Here is a 26,340-nt window from a genome sequence, read left to right as displayed (position 1 = left end):
CTAGCGACGCTTAACTCATAGCAAGTAGCTCAGACATCATATACCCACTTGTTTAAACATAATGAGAATGTTTTTCTCAAGTTTTTGCTCCCATTGCCGATTTTTATCAGCGACTAACCGCTCAAGTAATGGTTTGATTGGCAGTATTAATCCATCACAATTCAAATTTGATTCAGACACAGGTACCGTCACTTCAACACTCGTTTTTGAATTTGGTGTGTCTATCATCGGTTTAATATCTAGCCTTGCTTGAGTGACTAACTCAGAGGTACAATTAAGTACGATTTTGGCCTAAAAATACTTTATTGACCTGCCCCGTCATCGTCACTTTAATGGGCACAGTTACACTTAAATATTGATGAGTACTAGAAAATGTAGCAGCCCCAGTTTTATTGACAGTTAAATCATAGGTGCCCATTTCCCAAGATGCGGCTTTTTCTTGGTGCAATACTGAGGCAAATGTTTTTCAACCAAAGCCACTATCAGCTTGTCGGTCACACTTTGCGCGCTAACGGCTTGAATACAACCCAATAACAAGCTTATGACGATTCCAATTTTCATTTTTCTATCTCAACAATGTAATAGTGACTTAATTTTATGATCTTAATAAACACCCCTCCCGTTCAAAATCTATAAAAAAGGAGTAATGAATGAAATTATACATTGAATCTATCGAGGGCGGCACCTACCTTGCTTCAATAGGGGAAGGGGAAGGGAAAGCAGAAGATAAACAAAATATTGTACGGGATCGAAATAATATACCGATGACGTTCGATTGTCTTAACGAGATAAAAGTGCATCTTAACCATAAACGTTTTGACGAGGTATGGTTAAGACAAACTACACCTTACGATGAAATGTGTGGATTAGATGACAAGCAAGAAAAACTAGAATTGTTGATTGATTGGAATCAAAAGTAAAAATGTAATGAGCTGCGGTTAAATCCCTTAACCGCAGCTCATTATTAATAATGATTTATATTATCGGTCTAAATTCATCACTTTAGCCCATGCCCTAACAAAATCGTCTACAAATTTTTGTTTAGACGTATCATAAGCATACACCTCAGCTACTGCTCGTAGTTCTGAGCTAGACCCAAAGATTAAATCCACAGAGGTAGCAGTCCATTTAGCTTGTCCTGTCTTGCGGTCTACACCGTCATATACACCATCAGTTTTGGCTTTTTTCCACATGGTTGACATATCCAACAAGTTAACAAAAAAGTCATTACTCAATGTGCCAGGTTTATCTGTCAACACACCATGTGCAGCTTGACTATAATTAGCGTTCAAGACTCGTAACCCACCCACTAACACTGTCATTTCTGGAACAGTTAAATTTAACTGATCAGCTTTATCAACCAACATTTCTGTGGGTGATTTGTAGCTATCTGAAGACTTAAAGTAGTTACGAAAACCATCTGAACTTAGCTCAAGTAAACTAAATGCGTTCTCATCAGTTTGTGCTTGGGTCGCATCACCTCTACCCGGAGTAAAAGGCACAGTCACATCAAACCCTGCATCTTTTGCTGCTTTCTCGATAGAAGCAGCACCGCCCAATACAATCAAATCAGCTAACGACACTTTGTCACTGTTAAACAAACCACTAGAGGCATCATCTTGAATGTCTTTTAAGACTTTCAATACTTTTGCCACTTCAGCCGGATTATTCACTTCCCAATCCTTTTGTGGAACAAGAGCGATCCGCGCTCCATTAGCACCACCACGCATATCTGAGTCACGATAACTTGCGGCAGAAGCCCACGCCACGCGAACTAGTTCTGCGGTTGTCAGTCCCGAATCCAAGATCTTAGCTTTAAGCTCTTTCACAGCGTCAGCATCAATATTTGATTGGCTATCTGGTGATATAGGATCTTGCCAAATATGAATATCTTTTGGCACGTCTTTACCAAGAAAATTACGTGGTGGTCCCATATCTCTGTGAGTGAGTTTGTACCACGCTTTTGCAAAAGCTAAGCGATACTCTTCAGGATCTGCTAAAAACCTCTCAGCAATTTTTTTGTACTCTGGGTCAAACTTCAACGCCAAATCAGCGGTAGTCATAACAGGTGCGTGAAATTTTCCTTTAATATGTGCATCAGGTACCACGTTTTGCATAGACGCATCAGTGGGTATCCACTGAATGGCACCGGCAGGGCTGCGAGTTTGTTTCCATTCAAAGTTCAACAAATTACTTAGATACAAAGATGTCCAACGTGTGGGAGCTTGGGTCCATGCACCTTCCAGTCCACTGGTAGTCGTATCTTCTGAATGTCCCTTACCACATTTATTTTTCCAACCAAAACCTTGTTCTTCGACGCCTGCTGCTGCTGGCTCCGGCCCTAAACATTCAGCAGGTTTACGTGCACCGTGCATTTTCCCGAATGTATGACCCCCGGCAATAAGTGCCAATGTTTCTTCATCATTCATAGCCATACGCGCAAATGTCGTACGGATATTTTTAGCCGATCCTATTGGGTCAGGTACACCTTTTGGACCTTCTGGGTTCACATAAATCAAGCCCATATGTGTGGCACCCAATGGCCGCTGTAATTTACCGTCTCGATCTTCACGATCACTGGCAAGCATTTCTATTTCTGGCCCCCAATAAACTAAATCAGGCTCCCAGTCATCGGCGCGGCCACCAGCAAAACCATAGGTTTGAAAGCCCATATTATCTAGGGCAACATTACCCGCCAGTACGATCAAATCAGACCATGAAAGTGCTTCACCATATTTTTGCTTGATGGGCCATAAAAGACGTCTTGCTTTGTCTAGGTTGCCGTTATCTGGCCAGCTGTTCAGTGGCTCAAATCGTTGCTGAGCACCACCGGCACCACCACGACCATCCAAGGTGCGGTAGGTACCTGCACTATGCCAGGTCATACGAATAAAAAATGGCCCGTAATTACCATAATCAGAGGGCCACCAGTCTTGTGACGTGGTAAGTAAAGTATCTATATCTTTTTTTGCTGCGTCTAAATCAAGCTTACTAAATGCCTTGGCATAATCAAACTCAGCGCCATAAGGATTCGACTTAGCATCCTGATTTCTAAGAGCAGATAAATCTAGTAGATCTGGCCACCAAAATTGATTGGATTTTGGCTGACCTTCTTTAACATTTCCTGTTCCCACAGCACCTTTAGGTTTAGTCATTTCAGCAGTTTCAGCAACAGCACTGCCTGTCATTAAAACTATACTGACCAAGCCAGCTATGGTTGATTTTAAGAATACATGTTGTTTATTCATTTTTTGTTACTCCATACTAGATCGTAGTGAATCGTCTATTATTTAGATGATTCAGTTAATCCCCGTATCCACTGTAAGCACAAACTCATATACAGAAGACGTGGATTTTCATGACTTATTCTCCCCAAATAAAACAATTAGGAATTAGGCCAGAGAGTTAAAGTTCTAGCGTAGTTTAGTTGACAAGATGAAAGATGTGATTTGAATAAAAACGATTTGGTTAATCGTAAAACTCGATATTTAGCTGATATGAAATTAAACGTGTAACATTAAGCATGTCTTGGGACTCTTCTTTGAAGGCGATGAAATAACGTTGTCAGTTGTTAAACATCGAGCTTAATAATGTTGATACTAGGTTATTGCCTAGTGATGCGGTTCTAATCTGTAGTAATTGGATACTGATTCAGTAAAGGATCTTCAGCAGACACCGCCTGCACCAAATGTGCTTGGTATGAGTTTACTCATTAATACTAAGCCTAAGGTAATGGATAGTTAACGTGATAGAAACCCGTAGATTAATTTTAAAACCTTTAATACCAATCAGCACATGCTGAAATTCATTAAAAACGATCAATCTCTAGAAACTGAATTAAAACTCAATGATTCATCAATGGTGCTTTCAGAATTATTAAAAGAAGCGCTACAGCAGTCTATAATGCCGAGCTTGAAAAACGAGAATAATAACTACCTATTTTCTACTTTATGGACAGTCATTAATAAGAACGAGAATAGATCAGTAGCTAATGTTTGTTTTCAAGGGGAGCCTAATGAACAAGGGGAAAATGAAATTGGCTGCGGAACATATAATCAGCACCAGGGAAAAGGGTATATGACAGAAGCCGTTCAAGGCATGCTTAATTGGGCCGCAAAGCAAGAAAAGGTTAAGGCAATAATCGCTTCGACAGAAAAAACCAATATCGCGTCATATATTATTCTTGAAAAAATGGGTTTAAAAAAGCCAGTGAATCTAAGAAGCAATTTAATTGGCGTTTGCTGCTGGCTTGATCTTTCTTGGCAGACAGATGTAATTTTGAATAGCATAACTTTACCCAAGCCACCTCAACATGAGGGATAAAACCGGAAATTAAAGCAGCCTAAGAGGCTCCAAAATGAAAGAAAATGGTGCTGTCAAAATACTCAATGTAGCCCTCAGCGCGCGACACATATATCTTTAAAATATGTGCAGGAAACGCCAAGAGCAATCTAGGTTGAGTAGATATATCTACCCAAATTTAGTCACTTTCGTTATTGCATGTGACTAACTGCACCGGTTCAATTCCCCCAGCGGGAACGAAACCAAAAACCTGACCATAAAAGCTCAACTCTGAATTAAGTGCTTTAATATTGTTAGCAGGTTTCCTAAAGCCATGGCCTTCCCCTTCGAAGCTAATATATGCAGTAGCAACACAATTGTCTTTTAATGCGTTAAATATCATTTCAGATTGATTCGGTGGCACGACTTTATCATCCAGTCCCTGCAGCAAAAGTAACGGTGCCGTAATGTTTTCGACGCTGTTAATCGGAGAGCGTTGATCGTAAACACTTTTCATCTCCGGATAAGGGCCAATAAGTTGGTCAAGATATCGAGATTCAAACTTATGAGTATCCCGTGCCAAAATCTCTAAGTCGCTGATCCCGAAGTAGCTGGTACCGGCCTTAAAAACATTTTGAAACGCCATGGCTGCGAGCGTTGTGTAACCACCAGCGCTGCCTCCTCGAATGGCCACTTTATCAGCATCAATAAAATCTTGGGACGCTAGCCATTTCACCCCATTTGACGCGTCTTCAACATCTACAATTCCCCAATTAGGATAGAGCTTCTTTCTGAACATTCTTCCATAACCGGTACTACCTCGGTGATTTACATCAAAAACAGCAAATCCGCGACTGGTCCAAAATTGAATACTCGGATTTAGACTTGAATTAGTTGCTCCAACAGGTCCCCCATGAACTTTTACTATTAACGGTGGCAAAGTACCCTTTGGCCCAATAAAGTGGTGGTTCTTGGGAGGATAATAAAAACCATAGGCGGTTTCATTGACACCAGTTGGAAATACAATAGGTTGAGGAACAGAAAGAAAGTCTTTATCTATCTCTGGGCTACTAGGCTGATAAACTTTCTGATAAACATTACCTTTTAAGTGATAGATGGCGTTGTCAGAATAAGGCGTAGACGCAATGAAATATGCGGCGTCACTGGTTACAGAAATTGAACCTACCGAAGAAAAAGCGTGCCCAATATTTTCCATTTCGCCGGTACTTAAGTTAACTCGAGCGAGATGATCTTCCCCCTCTTTTGAATAGGCGATAATTGCGCTAGTGTCGTTTTCAATAGCATAACTTCTAACTTCAATTTGCTTATCTAATACTTTTTCAGGGACTTTATTTTGTGCAACTGAAACGTCAAAGCGATAAAGTGTCCACCAGTTGTCAAAATCAGCGACGAAATAAAGCAAACCATCCTTAGCATATTCAGGATTCTTTATCGCAACATTGCCATTTTGTGGCACATCAATGACAGTTTTTACCGAACCATCGCTAGCAAACTTCAAAATTCGTAATTGAGTATCATCCCAAGGCATATTCGGGTGAGACCAAGTAATAAATGCCACTGAATTACCATCAGGGGATAAACTTGGAGAACTAACAAAGTCTGAGCCTGCAAATAATATTTCGTCTTCGCTGCTATCGCCTATACTGACAGCCACAAGGGTGTTTTCGGGTTCTGCAATGCCTCGGTGATCCTCTCTGACACATATAAGACGGTTATTTTTCTTATCGGCAATGCAATCCATATAACGCAATTTGTCGTCAGTAATGGCTTGGGGTTCAACCCCCTCTGAGATACGGTAAATTTTCTGATCCTTGAATTGAGAATAATAAATATCTTCTCCATCAACTAAGTAAGGACGACCGCCATATTCGTGAACACGGGATCGGACACTGCTTTGATCAGAACTTAATTGTACGCCATCGTTATTAGAGTCTAATTTGAAAAGGATATTTTTACCGTCTGCGGCGGCCTTTGACTCAATAAAATACACTTGGTCGTTTTCAGTTGTAAGATAAGAAACGCTATCTGCGGCCTCAAAAATACTGGCCGCTGTGACCGGTGACTCCCAAGCGCCGAATGCCGCCGTGGTGTGATTTGTGGGTCCAGAAACTGGGGACTGATTTGTCGATTTAACTATCATATAAGCTGCTGCTACCAATATTATTGAAATTATTATTATTTTTATATTCATTCTAAGACCTTTCATTCATCGCACTGCTTGACTGGGAGTTTAGAGGCTAAGCATGCTCCTGTCTATCCTGTCCCAATAACCCAAAATAGGAAATCCATGTTAATAATGAGTGAAGTCATTAAAATTCTCTACAGGCAAAACCAAACTTTTTTTTAGTGGCTTACCGCTGTTTTCGGATCTATTTCTATATACTTCAGCTATAAAAGACAACACATTACAGTTCAATTTAGAACCAAAATTATATCCGCTTCAAATTAATGACGTACAATATTTGCTTGTTGCCAAACCACTGATGGCCTGACTTAAGCCAGTCTGCACATTCTTCACCTAATTCCAGCTCGGCACTCTTTTCATACTCTGAGCAATCTGCATCACTTAATGTATCAGCCCAACGGCCATTAACGCCTTTGTTGATGAAGACTTTCGCACCTTCATCCCAAAACGCACCACCAAGAGGCACAGATTTAGTAGCGTTTTGTTTCATCCATTGAAAAGAAGAATATTCTAGAATTTTGGGCCAATCCTGATCGTTAATATTAATCTCTAGAAAAGCGGCAATCTTACGAATTTCATTTGGCATATCTTTTTTAAGATCAGAAAAATGTATGAACATTACATTGGTAGGTCACGAATTTCCCACCAGCTTTTAACATTTTCCCAAAATGGCCAAAATGGAAAACCACCTTTTGGCACCACTCATTCCAATATTCTTTTATGTCTTCAGTGGGTCTTCCGATTTCGGGCCCAACTAATCCAGGTGTTTTGTAAACAGCGTCGTACCACATTTGATTAGCGTTAGCATGGTGATTATACAAACTCCAAATTACGTCTCTGGCATCCCTACCGATATAGATATATTTTGCTTTATCGGAAAAACACAACGCATCAACAGGCAAATGAGTTTTTAGAAAACGCCTGTGAGTCTGAGCTTCAACCAACTGAAGCTTCATCTCTTTGGGCGGCAATCGAAGATCCATCCAAGGCGACATTTCGGCCACTTCAAGGGTGGGATCCCCACCAAATAATAATTGAGCAATTATTATTTGCATCTAAGTTGTGCCAGCTTTGGCATACGTGGAAATAACAATATCGTCATTGCGAAATTTGAAATCATTCCAAATAGTTGAGTCAAAGTGATGACTATGCATTTCTTTGGTTTTTATTGGTAAATTCGCCATGTTATCGTTGCTCTTGTCATATTGAGATTTAGAGTGTTTTATAAGATAACATCGTGTTTCACTCAATGTTTGAAGATAACTATAAAATAAATTCAAATATAAAAATATACCGTTAGCATGATTATATTCGCTGTGAAGTGGGTTTTACAGTTCTTAAGTGCTCTACTAATTTGATGATCTCAACTGCATATAAACCTTATAACTTTGGATCAACGCCAGTCATCACAATAGACAAGTCCCATAGCTTTTTTGCAATCGACTCATGATGACTGCGTCGATTCGACCTGACTTTGATCGCCGGCCCCGCAATTTCACCTCGTTTCGAAGGTCCGTAGTATTCTCCCCCTTTTACACCCGCCATAGTGGCGGCACACAAGGTTGGCCAAGCACCTTGCTCAGCCGAATTAAAGAACAGTTTTAAAACAGGCATGAGCAACATAAAAGGTTTAGGGATGTATCGAGGCAATTCTGTATCGGCAACACCAGGATGAGCCACAACTGAAATAGTGTTATCACCTATAGCGCTTAAACGGCGTTGTAGCTCATAGCCAAAATACAAATTTGCAATTTTGCTCTGGGCATAACGGGTCCATGCACTGTAATATTTTTTGGCATTAATATCGTCAAAATTAATTCTCCCTTTTCTGTGGGCAATACTGGCGGTACTGACAATCCTAGCATTGGCTGTGGCACGGATTCTATCCAATAATAATGACGTTAATGCAAAGGGACCTAAATGATTAACACCAAACTGTGATTCAAAACCATCTTGTGTGTACTCCAATGGTGGCACCATAATGCCTGCGTTGTTGATCAATACATCCAAGCGAGGTTCTTGGTTAATTTGCTGCGCCGCTTTTTGAATAGACACCAAACTACCTAAATCCAATTCGACAATAACAACGTCTGCTTGAGGAAATACAGCAAGTATCTTGTCTTTGGCCGCTTGCGCCTTCGACAGAGAACGACAACCGAGTAATACTCGGGCGCCTTTGCCCGCTAAGGTTTTCGCTGTTTCAAATCCTAAACCAGTATTCGCACCGGTAACAACGATAGTTTTTCCTGTTTGATCAGGCACGTCAGCTGCTGTAAAACCTGCCATATTTATATCCCCAAAAAGTCTTGTGTGAATTAGAGCTCGATATCTTTTGGCCAATACATCGCTCTATTTTGCGGTAACCATTTTATAGCCAACTCTGGGGAAGTGAACATAAACCTCGCCGGCTATTTCATCGACTCGTTTAATCGCAATTTCATCGATCTTAGACACTATCAATTCCCCAGTAACGGGGTTAATGCCGTAGTCAGTAGGCACAATTTCGACGCGCTCACCAAACCCAAAACCGTTCACCACTAGAAAATCATCGTTCGAAAACGATGCTTTCTGAGCCAAATGTGCAATTTCAATGGCAGCGGTTGCATCGAGACGAGTGTGTGAACCGTGACCAATCGCCTTCATGGTTTCAAACCACTGATTAAGTTTTGGGTAACCTTCTAATACCCCACGAACGCCTGCGTTGTTATTGATGAACCAAAGGCAGTGATAAATTGAAAAATCTGCAATGCTAATGTGTTTGCCACAAATATAGGGGCCAGCATTTTTAAGCTGTTGTTCCGTCTGTTGCAGGTAAATGGGTATGAGCTGCAACGCGGTATTGGCATCCATGGATAAACCGCTGCCACCCACACGCATTTCTGCTCGATCGTTGACAAAGTCTTCGACAAATTTTTCGGGTACACGTTGACGAAACGCTTCAAACCCTGCCGGAGAAAACGCCAGCGCCACAGCAACACTAAACAAGTGTTGGTCAGCCCACTGAGCTAAGATATTAGCAGTGAGTGATAGTTCTGATGGAAAAATACTCTCGCCACCAAAGTGTTCGTCAATGACTCTCGCCATCAGGCGAGTATCACAATAGATGTGATTCTTATGTTGCAGCACAGGGGTTTTACGATACCCCCCCGTCAGTACCACAAGATCAGGCTTAGGCATGATTATCGGAATGTTGACAACTTTATAGTCAGCATTTTTATGTCCTAAAAGCGTGCGGATTTTTTCTGAGAAGGGAGAGAAGTCATAGTGGTGTAAAATAAAATCATGCATCAACGGTATCCTTTCTGAATATTCTGACGAATAGTTCAAGCCTAAGTTTGTGGTTTACTATAGCGTGAGCCTTTAGTGAAGACTCATTCAAACATTGAATAATGAATTATTGATACAGGCAATAGTGAGGGCTAAGGGGAAAGGGGTGAGCGCAGCATTTATAAGAGTCTTTTAATCAAACCCAAATGATTGGCTTTTTACTGCGCACAAATAGAACAGGCTGGCGACTAATTTGACTGGTTAGAAGCCGCAGATGTTATATCCACAGTTAAATTTCGTAGCCAATACTTTGCTTTTAAGCGATACACAAACAATACCGATTTAACCACCTCCTCTGAATAGGTAATCAACACCACCGAATAAATTGGTAAGCCAAAATAAAATGCAGCAGTAAAGGTTAGCGGAATACCTATGATCCACATTCCAGAAAAGTCTATGAGTAGACAATGTTTGTTGTCGCCTCCGGCTCGCAAAATACCCATAGAAGCTGTCATGTTAAATACTTTGATACAGGTGCCGAACGTGATCAGCATAAACATATCATGGGCAACAGCAAGGGTATCCTCATCCAAGTTGTCATAGGGCATGAACACAAAGGATTCCAGACTCCACATCAACAGCCCTAAGAAAAAGGTAACGATAGGTGCACTAATAGCAAAACCTCTGGCCACAGACCAAGCAGAACTGAATGCGTCTTGCCCCAGTCGCTGCCCCACCATAATCGAACAGGCAGAAGCAAAACCAAAGAAGAAAGCGATTAATAAACCTTCAAGTGGTGCCATCAGACTCATAACGGCAAGTTCTTGGGTGCCAATACGGCCATATATAAGCTGATAAACAAATGTTCCCAATGACCACACACCAAAGCTCAACATCATCGGCCATACTAATTTGATTAAATAAACCCACTGCCCTTTGTCATAAAACTCATTGCCAATTGAGCGATTAGGAAAAACAACATGTTTTCTTTTATACAGCCAGAATACAATCAGTGCTGCATGAATGCCTCTGGCAATAAAGGTTGCCCAAGCAGCACCTGCCACGCCCATTGCATCAACACCTACCCCGCCGTTAATTAACCAATAGTTCAGAGCAATATTAATAACAATCGCAATCATGCCAAGGGCCATCGAAAACTTAACCTGGCCGAGCCCGCGCAAGGCATTCTCAAAAACCATCACCACTACAACAAATGCTAAACTGGGCATAGTGACCCACAGATAGGCTTTGCCTGTATTAATAATGACTTGATCAGTGGTGCCAAGCCCCACAATAAGATCACCAAAAGCAAAAGTCAGCAATACCACAGGCAATAAAACCCCAGCACCAATAGCCAGAGTTTTTATAATAACAGGGCTAATACGGGCGCTTTTCCCTGCGCCGAAATACTGCGCTGACAACACACCTACGCCAGTAGCCAAACCAGACAAAATGATCAACACAACAAACTGAATCCGATTGCCTAATCCAACAGAAGCTACGGCTGTGTCGCCCAGATGCCCCACCATCATAATGTCGCTCATTCCCAGCATAGTCACTAGAATACTTTGCAACGAAATAGGCCAGGCAAGTTTGAGGCTTTGCCGAAGTGTTGATGTATTGTTATTTAGCATATGGATATAAAATATTGTGCAAAGGCAAATAAAGAGTAGTTAGGTGTATTTTATAAGAGTGCGTGAAAATAAACATCATTACGAATATCATGTATCATGTCTAAAACTATCATTAGTATAGACATCATGTGGCGTGAAATTCTTAATATTGATCCGAGTTGTAAAGAATATTTTCTTAACTTTGAATCACTTCCTGGTAACGGAAAATCCTTCATTGCCTGTGCAGGCTTATCACACTTAAGCAATGCCTATCAGATCGGTAAAACCGGTAAAGGTGAGTATTTTAATGGTAAGCAAAATGACTCCGTTCATGTCCATTACTTAATTTCTACGAATTCAGGTGCAGGTAAAATCACTTTAGACTCTGGCTGCCAGTCTATTCTCCCCAATACTATTTTGCTAATCCCAGCAGGGACACCTTTTCTGTATGAGCTTGATGCTGAACATTGGGATATGTGCTGGCTACTGTTACATGACTGTCCAGAATATCGGTTTATTCATCAACTTAAGGCAGGCGTTTGGCACAGTGATAATACATCGTTGTTGTATCAAACCATGTCATTGATTAGGGATTTTGATCACAACGATGGCCGTTATCAGCCTGACATTCAGCTAAGACTCATCGAAGTGCTACTTTATCAGATTGAACAGACGCTAAAAAAGACCCCCACACAAAGTGCTCAACAACTACGTTTTCAAGCACTGATACGCAACGTTACTAAGCAGTTGAAGTTGCCATGGACTGTGAGCTCTCTCGCAGCTGAACTTCACATGTCAGAGCCACAATTTTATCGGCTATGTAAAAAAGAAACAGGCAAGACGCCGATGAAATTAATTACACAAGCGCGTATGGGGTATGCCTGCTATTTACTACGTTATACCAACTATAGCCTAGAGCAAATAGCCGATACAGTTGGGTATGCCGACAGTGCCAGCTTCGCCCACCGCTTTAAACAGCTCTACCAACTTAGTCCTGGGCGATGGCGTAATCATGAAGATGGGAATTAAAATCAACAGCGCGGTGCTGCCAATTACCTATTCAAATTCACTCGTTATAAAGTTTCTAGCTTAGCGACCATCTGGCTAAATTCCACGAGTTCTAACTCAATGTATTCGCCGCCGTCACGCCATTCCACACCTATCAGCACATTGTCTTCGGCTAAATCTTCTACCCAAAATTCTAACCAGTCCGCTAAGGAAATAGACATAGGCACGTAATCTTTCCATTCGTCGACACAGTGGCTTTTGGCTAATTCAATGCTTGACCATACTGGCATCACGTCTGCATTTTCAAAATTAATTGAATCCAGAACCACCCAACCTTCGCTAGCTTGGTCTTGCAGCGCCCATAATGTTTGAGTGGCTTGTACTTGAGCCATAAAATCAGCTGACGGGGGATTGGTATCGGTCATGGTAAGTGTATCTTATCTGGGTATATTTAAGGTTAATCATACTGAGTTAGTAAGCTGCGAACAACGCTAAACTTAGGATTGTTCACAAGCAAGGCGGGTAATGGACTGATTGGGTTCTAATGAATAGAACTATTGGAAATGAAATCTACATTTTGACTTCTGTTTTGCCCCAGAGGCCAGCGTGATCAGTTTGCATTTAACTTAGCTGATCAAGCTGTGGCAAAATAAGTGCTTATATTGTTATTTAATTTCTAAGTCACTTTATAAGCGCCCTTTGTTTAGACTATTTTCACGGGTAGATCTCGAATTCGACTTCCCGTTGCTGCGAAAATGGCGTTGGTTAATGCTGGCGCAATTGGCGGAGTACCGGGCTCACCGGCACCACCGGTTCTTTCGCCACTGTTGATAATTTCAACATAAATATCTGGCGCAGTATCCATTCTCACCATTTTGTAATCGTGCAGATTACTTTGCATCACAGCACCATTTTTAATGATGATTTCTTCATGCAAGGCGGCGGACAAACCAAAAATAATACCACTTTCCATTTGTGCTCTAAATGCATTAGGGCAATAAGCAAAACCTGCATCGGCGACACAAAAAACTTTATCAACTCTCAGTGAGCCGCTAGACATGTCGACTTCGACCACTTCGGCAACAATACTATTAAATGAGCCATGAATCGCGATTCCCCTTCCCCATCCTTGCGGTAAAGGACGGTCCCAGTCTGACATATTTGCAACTGCATCAAGTACTTTCAGATAACGTGGCTCTGATTGTAACAATGTCCGTCGATATTGAAACGGATCTTGGCCTGCTGCATGAGCGAGTTCATCAATGAAGGATTCGGTGAAAAACGCATGCTGAGAATGATCAACACTTCGCCAAGGACCAAAAGGTATATGAGTTGGGCTTTCAATATAATGTACAAATTGATTATCCACCTGATAAGGAATATAAGGCGCTTCTTTAGGTTCATGTTTATCAACATATTGATTTTCCCATGCGGTGGGCAAACCGGAATCTCCTAACGCAGCCTTAAACCGGCTGACAATAGCAGGACGATAAAAGTCATGTTGCACATCTTCCTCGCGGGACCAAATCATTTTGACCGGTACCCCGGGCAAGGCATTCGCCAGCTTTACCGCCTGAATAGGGTAATCTGTCATGGCTCTGCGTCCAAATCCACCACCAAGGTATACATTGTTGACCACCACATTTTCAGCATCCGTGTCCAAATATTCTGCTATCGCAGCTCTGATACCTAATGGGTTTTGCGTGCCACCCCACACTTCAGTTTTGCCATCTTTAACCAAAGCAGTGCTATTCATCGGCTCCATGGTGATGTGCGCTAAATAAGGTACGCTATATTCAGCGGTGATGACGTTTGCGGCTGACTCGATAACGTTACGGGCATTACCCTCAGAGAAATCAGTTTCTTCATCGCCGTTGGTGACCGCTTTATCCATGTCTGTTCGAAATTGCGCCATGATGGTGTCAGAACTGGTGTTATCCCATTCACTAGCAGAATAAGTCACGGTGACTGCTGCGATAGCTTTTTTGGCTTGCCAATAACTATCCGCAATAACACCTACGCCATCGACAAGGTTAACCACTTTGATCACGCCTTTCATTTTTTCAGCCGCGGATGAATCGATTGACTCAACTTTGCTGCCAAACACAGGAGACGTTTTAACCGTTGCGTATTTCATGCCTGGCAACACCACATCAATTCCGAATTTAGCAGTGCCATTCACTTTTTCAGGTATATCCAGACGCTGAATTTCTTCATTGCCCATAAGGGTAAATTGCTCAGGAGTTTTCAAGGTTGGGAATTCAGGACCTTGTTGCTTTGCAGCTGTTTTGGCAAACTCTATATAAGGGGCTTTGCGATTAGTTGCATCGTGATACAAAACACTTTTTTGGGTTCTAATTTCAGTTGCTGCAACTTGCCATTCTTGCGCCGCCGCTTGCACCAACAATTCTCTTGCTGCAGCACCAGCCACCCGCATACCGCGTTCACCGGTTGATCTTATAGAAAAACTGCCACCAGTGACTTGCAACGCGATTGATTTAGAGATCGTCAGGAACACACCGTTAAGGGTTTGATTAACAATACCGGGCATTTCCCCGGGTAACAAAAACTCTCTGGCCATATGAAAGTTAGCATATTCATCATGAGCTGGCGCTTCTTCTATTGTGACTGAGTCCCAGTCTACGTCCATTTCATCAGCTAACATTATGGCGAGCGCTGATTGCGCTCCCTGTCCCATTTCTGCGTGGGATACAATGACTGTGACACTGTTGTCTGGGAGTAATTTAACCCACGCGTTGACCAGTACTTCCTCATCATGTTGCATAAATTTCGCTAACTTAGGTGTACGATGACCCGGACGGATCGCCACCCCCACAATCAGTCCACCGCCAACAATAAGGCCGGCAGTCAAAAAAGCTCTTCGCGTCAATTTACTCATATTGTTTCCCCTTGAAATTGTTAAACCGACGCAGCGTTCTTAATTGCTTGTTTGATGCGGCCATACATACCGCATCGGCACACATTACCGCGCATAGCGGCGTCAATATCACTATCAGAAGGGTTAGGATTGCTTTCTAGCAACGCAACAGCAGACATAATTTGGCCTGACTGACAATAACCACATTGAGGTACTTGTTCATCAATCCATGCTTGTTGTACTTTGCTTAGCTTACCGCTGTCATCTGCGATACCTTCGATAGTGGTAATGGCTTGCCCCGCTACCGCGGATACAGGCGTAACACACGAGCGGATAGGTTGACCATTTAGATGCACAGTACAGGCTCCACATTGCGCCATACCACAGCCAAACTTAGTGCCAACAAGGTTAAGCTGCTCGCGGATAACCCATAAGAGCGGAGTATCAGCTTCTACATCAACTATTTGAATCTGGTCATTAACTTTGAGTTCAATCATGTTTTACCTTTGTTTAAAATATTATTAAAAACAACCTATCTTCATACTGTCTCATTCGTGCTGTATCAAGCGCATACATTGCCTGGTAACTTAGCTGGGATAAATACCTACGCAGATATGTTTACCCAATAAAGAGGTTGTTAGGTTTTAATACCGTTCCAATATACTTCAAAACTTTGCTGAACTAGCTGGCTCAGCTGTTGTTGACTAAAATCATTGACTCTGGCGTGCTGTATCGTTGCCTGCATTTGAGCAACGGCAATTTCGCACAGAAATTCAGTCGGCATATCGCTAATAATTTGATTATTTTGTGCTTCTTTCAGTTTGATATTAATGAATCTAAAAATATCATCAACTAATGCTCTAACCTCATCAGAAATCGCTAAGGAAGACCTGAGTAAACTGGCTACTTGTTGTTTTAACGGATTAGCCATAGCCCAAGAGATAAATTGCTGCCACAGCAACAAAATCAAATCTTTGATATGTTTGGTTTCCTTAGCAACCTGGTTGAACACATGGGTTGAAATCTCTTTTTTAATCGACAGATAAACACCGTCTAACAACGCTTGTTTGGTTGGGTAATAATTAAATAATGTGCCATTTGAAACCGCTGCGTGTTGCGCAATTTTGGCTGTAGGAACCGATGTTCCGTGAACGGACAACAACTTGATTGCCGCCTCAAGAATGTTTTTATTTTTTATATTATTGATGTTATTAACCAACGGCTACTCTAAAACTCAGTTTTGAAAAGACTGACAAGGACGAACAAACATTATACATAAATGACTGACTAGTCAATATCATTAAAAAAGTAAAAAGCACTAATCGAGAATTGCATTTTATTGTTAATTCCCGTCGGTATCCAACATAAAGATAATTGCAACAGCCATAAATCACCAAAACTTTTTATGCTCAACGAACCCATCAAGCGATGTCAATAGACTGCATATATTTTAGGTGGAAAAGAAGGTGTATCCTAATTCCGGAATAAGAGTGCTACTAAACCCAACCTTTTTGTCTGAACGCCTTTAAGGTTTGAGTAAATATCTTCATTTCATCAGGCGTACCCAAGGATATACGATTCCAGCGATCATCTAGGGTCATTTTTCTGCCTACACGTATACCGTTTTGCTACATATGTTTGGCGTAATCAGCCAATGGAGTACCTATTATATGTAAAACAAAATTGGTATCACTGGGGACAGACTCTAATTCCAGTTCATTCAGGGTAGCGACTAATATTTTTCTAGATAACTGATTGTATTCAATGCTTTTTTTATAGAATGACTTGTCATCAAGTGCTGCAGATGCAGCAGCTATTCCCGCTGCGCTTAGGTTAAACCCTGCGGCAAAAGGCTTGATTTTATTAGCTGTGTTTACAGTAGCAATACCATAACCCAACCGCATACCAGCCATACCATGTACTTTAGAAAAAGTTCGGCTGATGACTACATTGTCTTTGCCTTGGTTAATTAAATCTAATCCACTTTTATACCGAGGGTTGGCTTGAGCATAATCAAAATAGGCTTCGTCGAGCAAAAATAAATGAGTCTCTGGCGCATTGTTTATCCAATCAAACATGGTAGTAAAATCAACAATGTTTCCAGTGGGGTTATTAGGGTCACAGATATTGATCAACACTGAGCCAGTTTGTGCCATTGCCTGTTTTTTCATGGCAGCGATATTCATTTCGAAGTTTTGGCCAACAGGGACTTGAATAACATTCAGGTTTTCTGCTTTGCAATACTCTTTTAGTGCACCAAATGTAGTTGAAGGCTCAATCATAGTAGCGTTTTGCCTGGCAGCAAAAGTAGCAATGGCTTGTAATACTTCGGTTGAACCGTTGCCAAAGATTAACTGTTCAGACTTAACATGATGATGAACTGCCAGCTTTTCTCTGAATTCATTAACAGATGCACTTGGGTAACGGTTACCATAATGTTCAATGGCAGACTTTGCTGCTGATAGGCATTAGGCGACATACCAAGAGAGTTTTCATTAAAATGCAACTGCAGTGGCGCAGCATTTTGGCGAAAGCGTAAAATAGGTGTGTTGTTAGCAAATACCAAGGACGTATTTGCGACCAGTCCTAACCAAGCTGCTCCAAAACCCAATTGTTGTATAAATTATCGACGAGAAGGTTGCATATCCAAAGTATTCATTGTGTATATCCCTTTATTAAATTACAGCAACTTTAATTGTGTTGGCGCAAAAAAGAAACAACATAAATGGTCAAACTTGGGTTTATTAATTGACTGCTTGTTAGCTCAAATTATTGGTTATGATTTTTGTATTTTTAGCTAGTAAATGGGTATTCGATGGAACAACACAGTTCAACCGAATTTAGGAAATAAGAATGGCTTAGCTGAAGATCAATAAAACCTGAAAATCAATTAATTAACATCCGGCGAAACACCCCTTTTACCTAGTTTGTCACTAGTAAGTTAATGGGTTGATTAGCCATTGATTGTTAAGATTAATTGGTACTAGATAATTTTGCCGCTTGAATGCCCAAACCTTCGCATACAGAGTTAAATGCGTCACCTTCCATAAGAGGTAAACCGGGTAACATGTCCAACAGCTCTTTTTTAACGATAGGCGACAAACTCATGCCGCCAGTGATAAATAACATCTCTGGTGGTTCAGAGCTATTTTCTAAACATTCGGTCACTAACCCCTTCACCCTAGTTAGCCAAGATTGCATTGAACGCTTAAGCTCCTCAACGTTCAGCTTAACATCGTAATTTTCTTCGATATAATGTAATGGTAGGATGATTTCATCCTTTGAGGAAAGCAGTTCTTTGGCTAATCGCGATGAATTCACTAGCCTTGCTGAGAGTTTTTCTTCTTGTACTTCCAACAACCGCTCTAATAACTTAGGCTCTTTCACCAAAGACTTGGTATTCGCAATGTCCAACCAGTACTCTTCTGAGAAAAAACGGTTCAGCTTTGGAATGTCGTCGACCGCACACATATCAGAAAAATAAGCAGGTGGCACCGGCAAGCCGTTATACATTAATAAACCTTGCCCCATCGTTGGTGCAATAGATTTTATTATCAGGTTTTTATCGCATTCCATGCCGCCCAAACGAGTGCCGGTTACCGACATGACATCTTGTTGACGATCAACATTGGCTAGTTTTTCTGGTGACAACTTAATGCAGCAAATATCCGTAGTACCGCCGCCAATATCCACCACAAGTACATTGGTGTGTTTATCAAGGGTACGTTCAATCTTGTAAGCAGCAGCTATAGGCTCTTCAAGAAAGTCGACCTTAGTAAAACCTGCCATATTTGCCGCTTGGGTCATAATATCTATGGCTTGGTTGTTACCGTCTTGCCCTCGTGTGCCATGAAAACGCACTGGGCGACCAATCACGGCAGTGTCCACAGACTGGCCTAATTGCTGCTCAGCACTTAATCGGAAAAACTCTAACTGTTTAGCGATCAAACCAACAAATGCCTGATGTTGACCTGCTACTAAATTAGCGCCTAAAAAATTTTTAGGCGAGTATATCAACCGGCCTTTTTCAGGTGTTTTCAAATAACGTCTAAACCCTTCTTCACCAAAAGCAAACTCACCCGTTTCAACTAACTGTTTCAGAGGTAAGTCTTGCACCGTCATATTTTCCAATAAAAGCTCAATAGCGCGCTCTTGCAAAGCAGGAACATCGTGAAATTCCGCCCGCAACTCATCTATTCTATCACTGTGTATGCGCTGCTCTTTTGGTTCTGAAGCATCGTAATAACCTTCTTTGGATTTATCAATTTTGTCAGAAATAGCGCGCTTTATTTGCGCGATTTTCGCTTCAATCATGGGAATAGGAGGTGTCGGCAATTCGTCTTTATAATAAATAAAGACCGAAGATCGAATTTTATTTGCTGCTTCTAGACTAGGATCGAGTTTTACAAAATGATGTTGCTTACCATCAAAATACACCACCTCAGAATTCGAAGTCCCATAATCTATACCTATTGCTGCCATATCCGCCGTTCGTCACCTAAAAATTAGGGCGAGAATTGTAATGGAAATGAACGTTAAATTCATTAGATGATTTGGCATAAATGGAATCAAAAAAAAGAAATATAATCTAAACAAAATAGCATTCTTGATAAAAAAAACACAATACCTGCTCAAGATAAATGAATAATATTTACACAGTGATAATAATGCGGGGGATTACTTCACTTCAGTTATGCCGCAGTGTCGAAATCTAATCAAATATAAGAAAGTGAACAAAAATTAAGAAGCTATACAACAAATGGCAAGCTAACGCTTTGGTCAGAGTTGACTGTGAAGGAACAACTGAAAGCTCAACCAAATAAAGTTAAATTAATGATTGGATTGAATATTCTTGATTGAGGTAAAAAGCGTTAACGTCAGTATTAAGGATTCGATTAGCATTGAACAAGACAAGAAAAGATTACGTCTCGAAGTGTTATAACTTCTAATTTCTTTTACTTTACATAGTCATTGTCCGCGTTCGAACAGTAACAAATGTTAGTAATTTAATCTGAGTTGAAGTTTAAAAAAATGACATTTAAATAAGATAATTAGAATCACCGACTTCTTCAAATGCAACCACATAATATCCGTTCGATAAGGCACTTTCCAATTCTGTATACACTTTAAAACGTTTAACGCCATGATGCTTTGTCATAATATTAACGGTTAGAAGAACAAAGTTATCGTTGTTCGAATCTTTAGACTCCACACTAACTTCCCAGAGCCTTTCAACCACTTTTTGATATTGTGGATCTGGATATGCCGTTTTCCACCAATGCTCTTTATCCGGTATTTCATCTAGACTCCAACCAATAATGTTAATAAAGCTTGGATTTATATAAACCGTGGAATGATTAAGAGTCTCTTCACTACTTTCTATAACTAAAATCGGCAGTGGCAACATATCGAAAAACTTAGTTGGGATTGAGGCAGTCAAGCTAATACCTTTAACATAAAGTTTAATTCTTGAGTTTGAGTAGAGTATAGACGTTAATCTTTCCAGTTCGTAACGTCAACTTTGCGAATAATGATGAGGAATAAGAAACAGCTCAGATAGTAGCGATGGCATCAAAGACAACTTCGCGCAATCAGCTTAATACAAGATATCCAAGTATTTTCTACTTGCCGACAAATATAAAAAAATTAATAAACTAATATTAATTATAACAGTAAACCAAAACACCATCAGAAACTCTCGTTTCTGGGATTTATGCCTTAATAATGGTTGTGCTATAGCAGCACCAGGCCAACCTCCAATAAGTGCAAAAAAGTGCAATTTGCTTTCTTTAACTCGCCATGCACCGTGTCGAGCATTTGATTTATCAAAAGCATACGCTAGGAAAGTAATCATACTCAGACAAAAATAACTCAGTAACAATTTTTGAGGGAATTGACCGGCATAATAAGCCGCCGTTATCGCTGCTAAAAACAACAATGATAGATATGATGAGAACGCTGAGAGCGAAGTGTTCTTTTTTGACTGAAAGTTTTTTAGCTTTTCACCTGAAAAAGTCGCATCGCTTGCGCAACATCTGCCATCTTTACCTTTATTCATTGAGAAGGTAATGATGTCGTTAATCTGTGGAGTACGTTTTCGATTAAATAATGCCGATTTATGAATAAAAATATCAGCACCACCAGCATTTGGCTGGATAAATCCAAAGGCCTTATCAACATTCCATTTAATTAATTTTCCTTTGTATCTCAACCGACCGCTTCCCTAACATCTAGGATATATTCTGCTTTTATAAATTGGCGACATATAAAGGTCAACATTGCCCTCTGTTCCTAATAAACATTCAGCTTAATCATGGCAAAAACAAAAACTATTATTCAAAGGAACAGAGAGTCTGCTCACAATTAACTATTTTTAGCTTCATTATTGGCTAACAATGTCTTTGCCTGTTCTTTCCAGGTATTAAATCCTCGTTCCTTTTCAAACTGTTTTAATGTATCAATTTTACTTTTCGGAGTATTTCCAATATCTGCAAGGGTCGTAATACCCTGTTCAGCTAGCTTTTTTTGCATGACAGGTCCAATGCCTTTGATTGATGCAATGGTCGAAGTCTTAACAGGCGGTTTAGGTCGTGGTTTTGATATTGGCGTTTTAGTTTTAAGAGCGACAGGTGTAGTGGATTTGACTGCACCAGTTTTAGTTGGACTGCTTTTGACAGAGAAAATATTGGGTAAACTTTCAAGCACCTTATCCTGCACTGTTGATAACGTCGCAAGTCCTTGTTCGAATTCAGTTTGCAAATGAACTAATCTTCGGTGATAGCTTGCATCTAATTTTTTAAGCATTTTTGATGCTTTTTTACCTGATTTTTTGCGCAGTTTTTTTAATTGGGCACTTAAGTCTTCTACTTGAGTTTCTAGATCTTTTTTGGTCGACGTAAGTGTATTATTAACTTCTTTTAAAGTAGCTGCACTTTTGTTTTTTTCTACTGTTACTTTCTTTGCAGATTTTTTTTCGGTCTTTTTAGTCATTTTAAGGCTCTAAATGTTCAGAAGGGTTTAAGAAAAAAATGAAGTCTAAAGGACGTTGTAATTCTCCGCCCTTTCCTTTATTTAAAAAACAGCGTTAGGCTGACTTCTTCAACGCTTTTTTAAGTTTGCTTATTTTACTTGCCTGTTTTTTCATTTTTGCTTTTCTTAATTTGATCTCATCTTTGATCTTATTTGCTTTTTTTGATGCTTTAGCCATTTTATTTTCTCCTGTGTGCAAAATTACAGAATTGCAAAATTGCATGTTTTAATTGACCGCTTTATGTTCATCCATAAAGCCGCGTATAAATTTTCTTAATTCTCTTGCTGCACTGGTGTCTAAGTCTTCACAAAGTGCAACGAAGTCGTCTCTTTCTTGGCTATTAATGCGGATAACCAATTGGCTATCTTTTTTTCCTAGCTTAGTCCGCTGTTTTTTGATCATTTTATTTATATGCTTATAGGAAAAAATTTACTAGCGTCGAACCCGCTATGCAACGTATATACAATTAATATACTCTAAACAGAACCGATGTCAAATTTGGTCAAAATAAGAACAGTTATTTTGAGGTAAAGGCTTAAGTGTTAAGTGTTAAGTGTCACAGAATAATGTAAGCGCTAAAACCTAACCAGCTTAACCCCAGCAATACCCATGGTAGATATTGCATAGGATGATGACTCGGTGCCTCTTCTTCGGTTTCGGTATTGTCGAACTCTCGTTGTTTTATCTTTTGTTTACGTTGTTTATCTATTTCACGTAACTTTTTACCCTGCTGCTTTTTATATTCAGCAATCCCCTTTTCAATACCTTGAGCAACCAACTTAGTTTGCTCTTTGGTTTGACCGATTTTTTGGGTGCCTTTGGCCATTTTCATCGCTTGTACTTCAACTTCAGGAGATACTTTATTTTTCATTTTTTCATTACATATTTAATTTTATGCAGAGATATTAGCAGTTTATGAGCTTGTTTAAGATATTACTGGTTGTGAGATTAATGGCACCATTAATTTCTAGAGCAACAAATAACATATGTCATTACCTTGTATTGCTATAAATTGGCGTCACTTTGTTAGTAATCATCTCTCTTAACCACTTGTGACTTAAGTCTTGTTCAAAATGTTTATGCCACAGCAACATGTAAGAACCGGGTTCCAACTCCACAGGCACTTGTTTGATTTTTAAGTCAAAATGCTGCGCCATCTTTTCCGCGTGTCTGGCCGGAGCACACAGGACTAGATAACTTTGTTCACACAAACTCATGGCGCTATGAAAATCGGTCATATTAATCACAAGATCTCGACTTAACCCTTGCAAAGATAAAGCGTCGTCTAGTAACCAGCTTTCCATTCCACCCAATGTCACTTGGATGTGTCGATAATCAAGAAACGCGGTGAGATCCCATTTTTGCTTGAAGCAGGGTGACCATCTCTCAATAAACATACAGGTACTTCACGGAGTAGTTCAGCATGATTTAACTCTGACGGAATATTTCGTACATGAATCGGCGAACACTCATCCCACTCCCTGCATGTAATACCCAAATCAATCTCGCAACTCAGCAGCATATTTAAACTGCCTTGGCTCCAATTTTGTGTTGTTAAGCGGGTGTTAGGTGCCTGATTAAGTAAAGTAGGCATAAAATAGGGGAAAGTAAGCGCATATGCCGTTTCAAGCAAATGAATACTAAATCGCCTTTGGCTGGTAGCAGGCTCAAATGCTGCCGGGCGGGTAATTTGCTCCAGTTGCTGTAATACACCTCTAAGCTGTGATGCTAATTCAATCACTCGAGGAGTGGGTTTTAGCCCTTGTGCTGTGCGTTCGAATAGCTGATCAGAGAACATATCTCGTAAACGCGACAAATGCTTACTCACCGCAGATTGACTGAGGTTTAAACGCGAAGCAGCAGCGGCAACGTTTTTCTCTTCAATCAATATTGCCAACACTTGTAAAAGATTTAAATCAAGTTTTAGCCGGGGTGTAGTCATTGCATCACTCCTGCATTTTTATTGTTTCTTTTTACATTATTCCATATTGGAATTATTGGAATAACGATAATTAATTTTTACTCATAACACTAAGTTTGTATAATGCTCTTAAACTAGAATTGGACGCCTAATGAAAACCTCGAATCCACTGCCCTTATTGATATTAATGGTTATCTTTAGCCCACTCGCAATAGATATTTATTTACCCGCCTTGCCCATTATGGCTTCTGAATTTTCCGTTTCATTGAATCAGATGCAGTGGAGTATTAGTGCGTTTATATTAAGCATGGGATTTGGGCAGTTGATAAGCGGACCAATGGCAGACAAGTATGGTCGAAAGCCCGTCGCAATGATGGGAATTTTAATCTATGGGATATCGTCTTTATTAGCAGCAAATGCAGATAATTTCGAATTTCTCCTAGCAGCAAGATTATTACAAGGCCTTGGCGCCTGCGCGATAGTTGTAGCAGCATTTGCATGTGTGCGAGACCGATATGACGCACTACGTAGTGGTATGATGTATAGCTATCTCAACGGTGCAATATGTTGTATTCCTGCCATGGCCCCCATTTTAGGTAATGTATTAACAGAGCTCTTTGGTTGGCGCAGCAATTTCGATTTCATGGCTCTGTATGCCGTCATTGCTGGAGTTATTATCATGCTTTCACTGACAGAAAGCCGTCCAACAAATACTCTAGTCAGTAAGCAACTCTTTAGTGTTAAGCCCTACATTGCAGTACTAATTAATCCGGTTTTTTTGTTTAATTCCATTATTGTTATGTTATCCATGTCGATTATATTGGCATACGTAACAAGCTCTCCAGCCTGGTTGATGGTGACCCTAGGTTTGGACCGAGAAGCCTTTGTATATTGGTTTAGCATCAATGCAGTATTGAATATTATAGGCTGCGTAGTGGCGCCCAGAATACTAGTAAATTGGGGTGCAAGGTTAACGATTGGTACAGGCATGGTCACCTTAATTGGCTCAGGGTTTTTAATGTTAGCGCTTCGTGACTGGCAGGATCCAACGGGCTTTATGTTGCCGATAATGTTGAGTTCTTTAGGGTTTTCGATGTTAATGGGTGCATGTGCAGGCCAAGCGCTTTGTGCTTTTGGTCAAAATGCGGGCACAGCATCGGCCATGCTCGGGTTTATCCAAATGAGTGGCTCAGCTCTTGTGGTATTTTTACTACAGATGTTACCGATAAGTGCCACTGATCAGTTAAGCATTTTGATGCTGAGTTTTATTCCTGTTTATGTGTTGTGGAAATCAGCGGCGATCAAAAAACATATCCATGCTGAGCCAATTTAGTGCTGAATAGGCCTATTGATGTTTTTGCTTCAAACTACTTACCCTAGAGCTGCACCTTAGGCCACCAGCAGTATTAATAAAAGCCCCACCAGCGCAACCATCATGGTGGTGTCTTGACTGTCACTTGTATGGTCATTTTATGGTCATTTTCTAATAACGACGCCAAGGTGTGTAAGGCAGGAAATAGAAAAATTAATAATAAAACATTAGGCACCGAAAACAAAATAGGTAAATCGGGATGGCTTGGATTAACACATGCCTGATAATAAGCTATGGCAAGAAACGTAAAAGGCACAATCAAAAATAGTAACTGCGCAATACCGCAAAGGCATTAGCCAAGGCTATTCCGTACTCTTTTTTACGATGGGATGTCCACATTGTGACGTATTCACTCATGCCAGCAAAAACGGCTAGGATAATTGCTGCGACGATTCCATTGAGTCTTATTTCTTCTATTGCGACTGAAGCAAAATCGGCAGTACTTTCGCCCCCCAAGAAATGCACCTAAAATACCCAAAGCTAGCAATAACATGATTTGACTGATGCTGCTTCGCTCAACATTCTTGTATGCCAGTTGTTACCGCTCCAGCATTTTGTCTTCAGTTAATTTTAATCTGGACTGAACGTCATATTCCTCTTTTCCAAGGTCTCTGACCAACTTATAAATATACTCCGCAAAGAACGCCAACAGTAATAAGCAATTACAGCTAAATCAATTGCCTCAAAGCTTGTTAAGAGTGTCCTATCGAAGAAAAAATTAACATCACGTTATCCAATCCCAATGCCCCACCAGTAATCAACAC

The 26,340-nt window shown here is 40.5% G+C and carries 27 protein-coding genes and 1 pseudogene; 4 read left to right on the top strand and 24 right to left on the bottom strand.

All coding sequences use genetic code 11. From position 1 onward, the window contains the following. Positions 1–36: 36 nt before the first annotated feature. Positions 37–228: a hypothetical protein gene (locus tag C427_RS04930; RefSeq protein ID WP_007636965.1), complete on the bottom strand. Its 192-nt coding sequence runs from the start codon at positions 226–228 to the stop codon at positions 37–39. Between the two features lie 171 nt (positions 229–399). Beyond that, positions 400–561, bottom strand: a complete 162-nt coding sequence (locus C427_RS26205; protein ID WP_153810645.1) for a hypothetical protein — start codon at positions 559–561, stop codon at positions 400–402. Positions 562–650: 89 nt separating this feature from the next. Here C427_RS26205 and C427_RS04925 point away from each other — a divergent pair, with 89 nt between their 5' ends. Beyond that, positions 651–920 carry a DUF6482 family protein gene (locus tag C427_RS04925; protein ID WP_007636959.1) on the top strand — a complete coding sequence of 90 codons (270 nt, stop codon included), beginning with the start codon at positions 651–653 and terminating at the stop codon, positions 918–920. A gap of 60 nt (positions 921–980) precedes the next feature. Here C427_RS04925 and katG read toward each other — a convergent pair whose 3' ends face one another. Then, positions 981–3,248, bottom strand: coding sequence for a catalase/peroxidase HPI (gene katG / locus C427_RS04920; protein ID WP_007636957.1), 2,268 nt, complete (start codon positions 3,246–3,248; stop codon positions 981–983). Between the two features lie 547 nt (positions 3,249–3,795). On the opposite strand from katG, the gene C427_RS04915 reads away from it, so the two are divergent. After that, positions 3,796–4,323, top strand: coding sequence for a GNAT family N-acetyltransferase (locus C427_RS04915; RefSeq protein ID WP_015430499.1), 528 nt, complete (start codon positions 3,796–3,798; stop codon positions 4,321–4,323). Positions 4,324–4,480: 157 nt separating this feature from the next. Here the strand turns inward: C427_RS04915 and C427_RS04910 are convergent, their stop codons facing one another. The 6 genes from C427_RS04910 to C427_RS04890 all read right to left on the bottom strand — a co-directional run bounded on the left by C427_RS04910 (position 4,481) and on the right by C427_RS04890 (position 11,328). Beyond that, positions 4,481–6,442 (bottom strand): S9 family peptidase, encoded by a 1,962-nt coding sequence (locus C427_RS04910; RefSeq protein ID WP_226991105.1) that lies wholly within the window; start codon positions 6,440–6,442, stop codon positions 4,481–4,483. Between the two features lie 289 nt (positions 6,443–6,731). Continuing rightward, positions 6,732–7,073 (bottom strand): sulfotransferase domain-containing protein, encoded by a 342-nt coding sequence (locus tag C427_RS28110; protein ID WP_269079241.1) that lies wholly within the window; start codon positions 7,071–7,073, stop codon positions 6,732–6,734. A 13-nt stretch (positions 7,074–7,086) separates the two neighbouring features. Beyond that, positions 7,087–7,542: a sulfotransferase domain-containing protein gene (locus C427_RS28105; protein ID WP_015430497.1), complete on the bottom strand. Its 456-nt coding sequence runs from the start codon at positions 7,540–7,542 to the stop codon at positions 7,087–7,089. A gap of 325 nt (positions 7,543–7,867) precedes the next feature. Next, positions 7,868–8,773 carry an oxidoreductase gene (locus C427_RS04900; protein ID WP_007636953.1) on the bottom strand — a complete coding sequence of 302 codons (906 nt, stop codon included), beginning with the start codon at positions 8,771–8,773 and terminating at the stop codon, positions 7,868–7,870. Between the two features lie 63 nt (positions 8,774–8,836). Then, positions 8,837–9,775 carry a glutathione S-transferase family protein gene (locus C427_RS04895; RefSeq protein WP_007636952.1) on the bottom strand — a complete coding sequence of 313 codons (939 nt, stop codon included), beginning with the start codon at positions 9,773–9,775 and terminating at the stop codon, positions 8,837–8,839. 227 nt (positions 9,776–10,002) lie between these two features. Further along, positions 10,003–11,328 (bottom strand): MATE family efflux transporter, encoded by a 1,326-nt coding sequence (locus C427_RS04890; RefSeq protein ID WP_236613741.1) that lies wholly within the window; start codon positions 11,326–11,328, stop codon positions 10,003–10,005. Positions 11,329–11,484: 156 nt separating this feature from the next. On the opposite strand from C427_RS04890, the gene C427_RS04885 reads away from it, so the two are divergent. Beyond that, positions 11,485–12,396 (top strand): helix-turn-helix transcriptional regulator, encoded by a 912-nt coding sequence (locus C427_RS04885; protein WP_226991104.1) that lies wholly within the window; start codon positions 11,485–11,487, stop codon positions 12,394–12,396. Between the two features lie 44 nt (positions 12,397–12,440). Here the strand turns inward: C427_RS04885 and C427_RS04880 are convergent, their stop codons facing one another. From C427_RS04880 to C427_RS04820, 14 genes and pseudogenes are all read right to left on the bottom strand, one after another. Beyond that, positions 12,441–12,800 carry a DUF2750 domain-containing protein gene (locus C427_RS04880; protein ID WP_007636949.1) on the bottom strand — a complete coding sequence of 120 codons (360 nt, stop codon included), beginning with the start codon at positions 12,798–12,800 and terminating at the stop codon, positions 12,441–12,443. A gap of 278 nt (positions 12,801–13,078) precedes the next feature. Next, positions 13,079–15,274 carry a xanthine dehydrogenase family protein molybdopterin-binding subunit gene (locus C427_RS04875; protein WP_007636948.1) on the bottom strand — a complete coding sequence of 732 codons (2,196 nt, stop codon included), beginning with the start codon at positions 15,272–15,274 and terminating at the stop codon, positions 13,079–13,081. Positions 15,275–15,294: 20 nt separating this feature from the next. Continuing rightward, positions 15,295–15,750 (bottom strand): (2Fe-2S)-binding protein, encoded by a 456-nt coding sequence (locus tag C427_RS04870; protein WP_007636947.1) that lies wholly within the window; start codon positions 15,748–15,750, stop codon positions 15,295–15,297. A gap of 140 nt (positions 15,751–15,890) precedes the next feature. Then, positions 15,891–16,472 carry a TetR/AcrR family transcriptional regulator gene (locus tag C427_RS04865; protein WP_007636945.1) on the bottom strand — a complete coding sequence of 194 codons (582 nt, stop codon included), beginning with the start codon at positions 16,470–16,472 and terminating at the stop codon, positions 15,891–15,893. 409 nt (positions 16,473–16,881) lie between these two features. Further along, positions 16,882–17,640, bottom strand: a complete 759-nt coding sequence (locus tag C427_RS04860; protein ID WP_236613766.1) for an aminotransferase class I/II-fold pyridoxal phosphate-dependent enzyme — start codon at positions 17,638–17,640, stop codon at positions 16,882–16,884. Then, entirely contained in the window at positions 17,604–17,864 is a 261-nt protein-coding gene (locus tag C427_RS04855) for a hypothetical protein (RefSeq protein ID WP_007636942.1), read from the bottom strand. Before C427_RS04855 ends, C427_RS04860 begins: the two co-directional genes overlap by 37 nt. Before the next feature lie 362 nt (positions 17,865–18,226). Further along, complete coding sequence (locus C427_RS04850) at positions 18,227–19,735, bottom strand: Hsp70 family protein (RefSeq protein ID WP_007636940.1); 1,509 nt, start codon at positions 19,733–19,735, stop codon at positions 18,227–18,229. Positions 19,736–20,291: 556 nt separating this feature from the next. Then, a complete protein-coding gene (locus C427_RS04845) occupies positions 20,292–20,693 on the bottom strand; it encodes a hypothetical protein (RefSeq protein WP_007636939.1) in 402 nt (133 codons plus the stop codon). 156 nt (positions 20,694–20,849) lie between these two features. Next, a complete protein-coding gene (locus tag C427_RS04840; protein WP_007636938.1) occupies positions 20,850–21,464 on the bottom strand; it encodes a cold shock and DUF1294 domain-containing protein in 615 nt (204 codons plus the stop codon). A 152-nt stretch (positions 21,465–21,616) separates the two neighbouring features. Beyond that, positions 21,617–22,243: a hypothetical protein gene (locus C427_RS04835; RefSeq protein ID WP_007636936.1), complete on the bottom strand. Its 627-nt coding sequence runs from the start codon at positions 22,241–22,243 to the stop codon at positions 21,617–21,619. Positions 22,244–22,337: 94 nt separating this feature from the next. Then, complete coding sequence (locus tag C427_RS28100; RefSeq protein WP_007636934.1) at positions 22,338–22,460, bottom strand: hypothetical protein; 123 nt, start codon at positions 22,458–22,460, stop codon at positions 22,338–22,340. A gap of 48 nt (positions 22,461–22,508) precedes the next feature. Beyond that, positions 22,509–22,685, bottom strand: a complete 177-nt coding sequence (locus C427_RS26200) for a hypothetical protein (protein WP_007636932.1) — start codon at positions 22,683–22,685, stop codon at positions 22,509–22,511. A 154-nt stretch (positions 22,686–22,839) separates the two neighbouring features. Further along, on the bottom strand, positions 22,840–23,154 hold the full coding sequence (locus C427_RS04830; protein WP_007636930.1) for a DUF2956 domain-containing protein: 315 nt from the start codon (positions 23,152–23,154) through the stop codon (positions 22,840–22,842). Between the two features lie 121 nt (positions 23,155–23,275). Further along, positions 23,276–24,225 (bottom strand): annotated as a pseudogene (locus C427_RS04820) (LysR family transcriptional regulator). A 130-nt stretch (positions 24,226–24,355) separates the two neighbouring features. Between C427_RS04820 and C427_RS04815 the strand changes: the two are divergent. After that, on the top strand, positions 24,356–25,537 hold the full coding sequence (locus tag C427_RS04815; protein ID WP_007636925.1) for a multidrug effflux MFS transporter: 1,182 nt from the start codon (positions 24,356–24,358) through the stop codon (positions 25,535–25,537). A 297-nt stretch (positions 25,538–25,834) separates the two neighbouring features. On the opposite strand, the gene C427_RS04805 is transcribed toward C427_RS04815, so the two are convergent. Then, complete coding sequence (locus tag C427_RS04805; RefSeq protein ID WP_226991103.1) at positions 25,835–26,041, bottom strand: hypothetical protein; 207 nt, start codon at positions 26,039–26,041, stop codon at positions 25,835–25,837. Between the last annotated feature and the right edge of the window lie 299 nt (positions 26,042–26,340).

The organism is Paraglaciecola psychrophila 170 (assembly GCF_000347635.1).
In the GTDB taxonomy this organism is placed as follows: domain Bacteria; phylum Pseudomonadota; class Gammaproteobacteria; order Enterobacterales; family Alteromonadaceae; genus Paraglaciecola; species Paraglaciecola psychrophila.
Note: the sequence above shows the minus strand (reverse complement) of the source record. Positions and strands in the feature narration are given on the sequence as shown.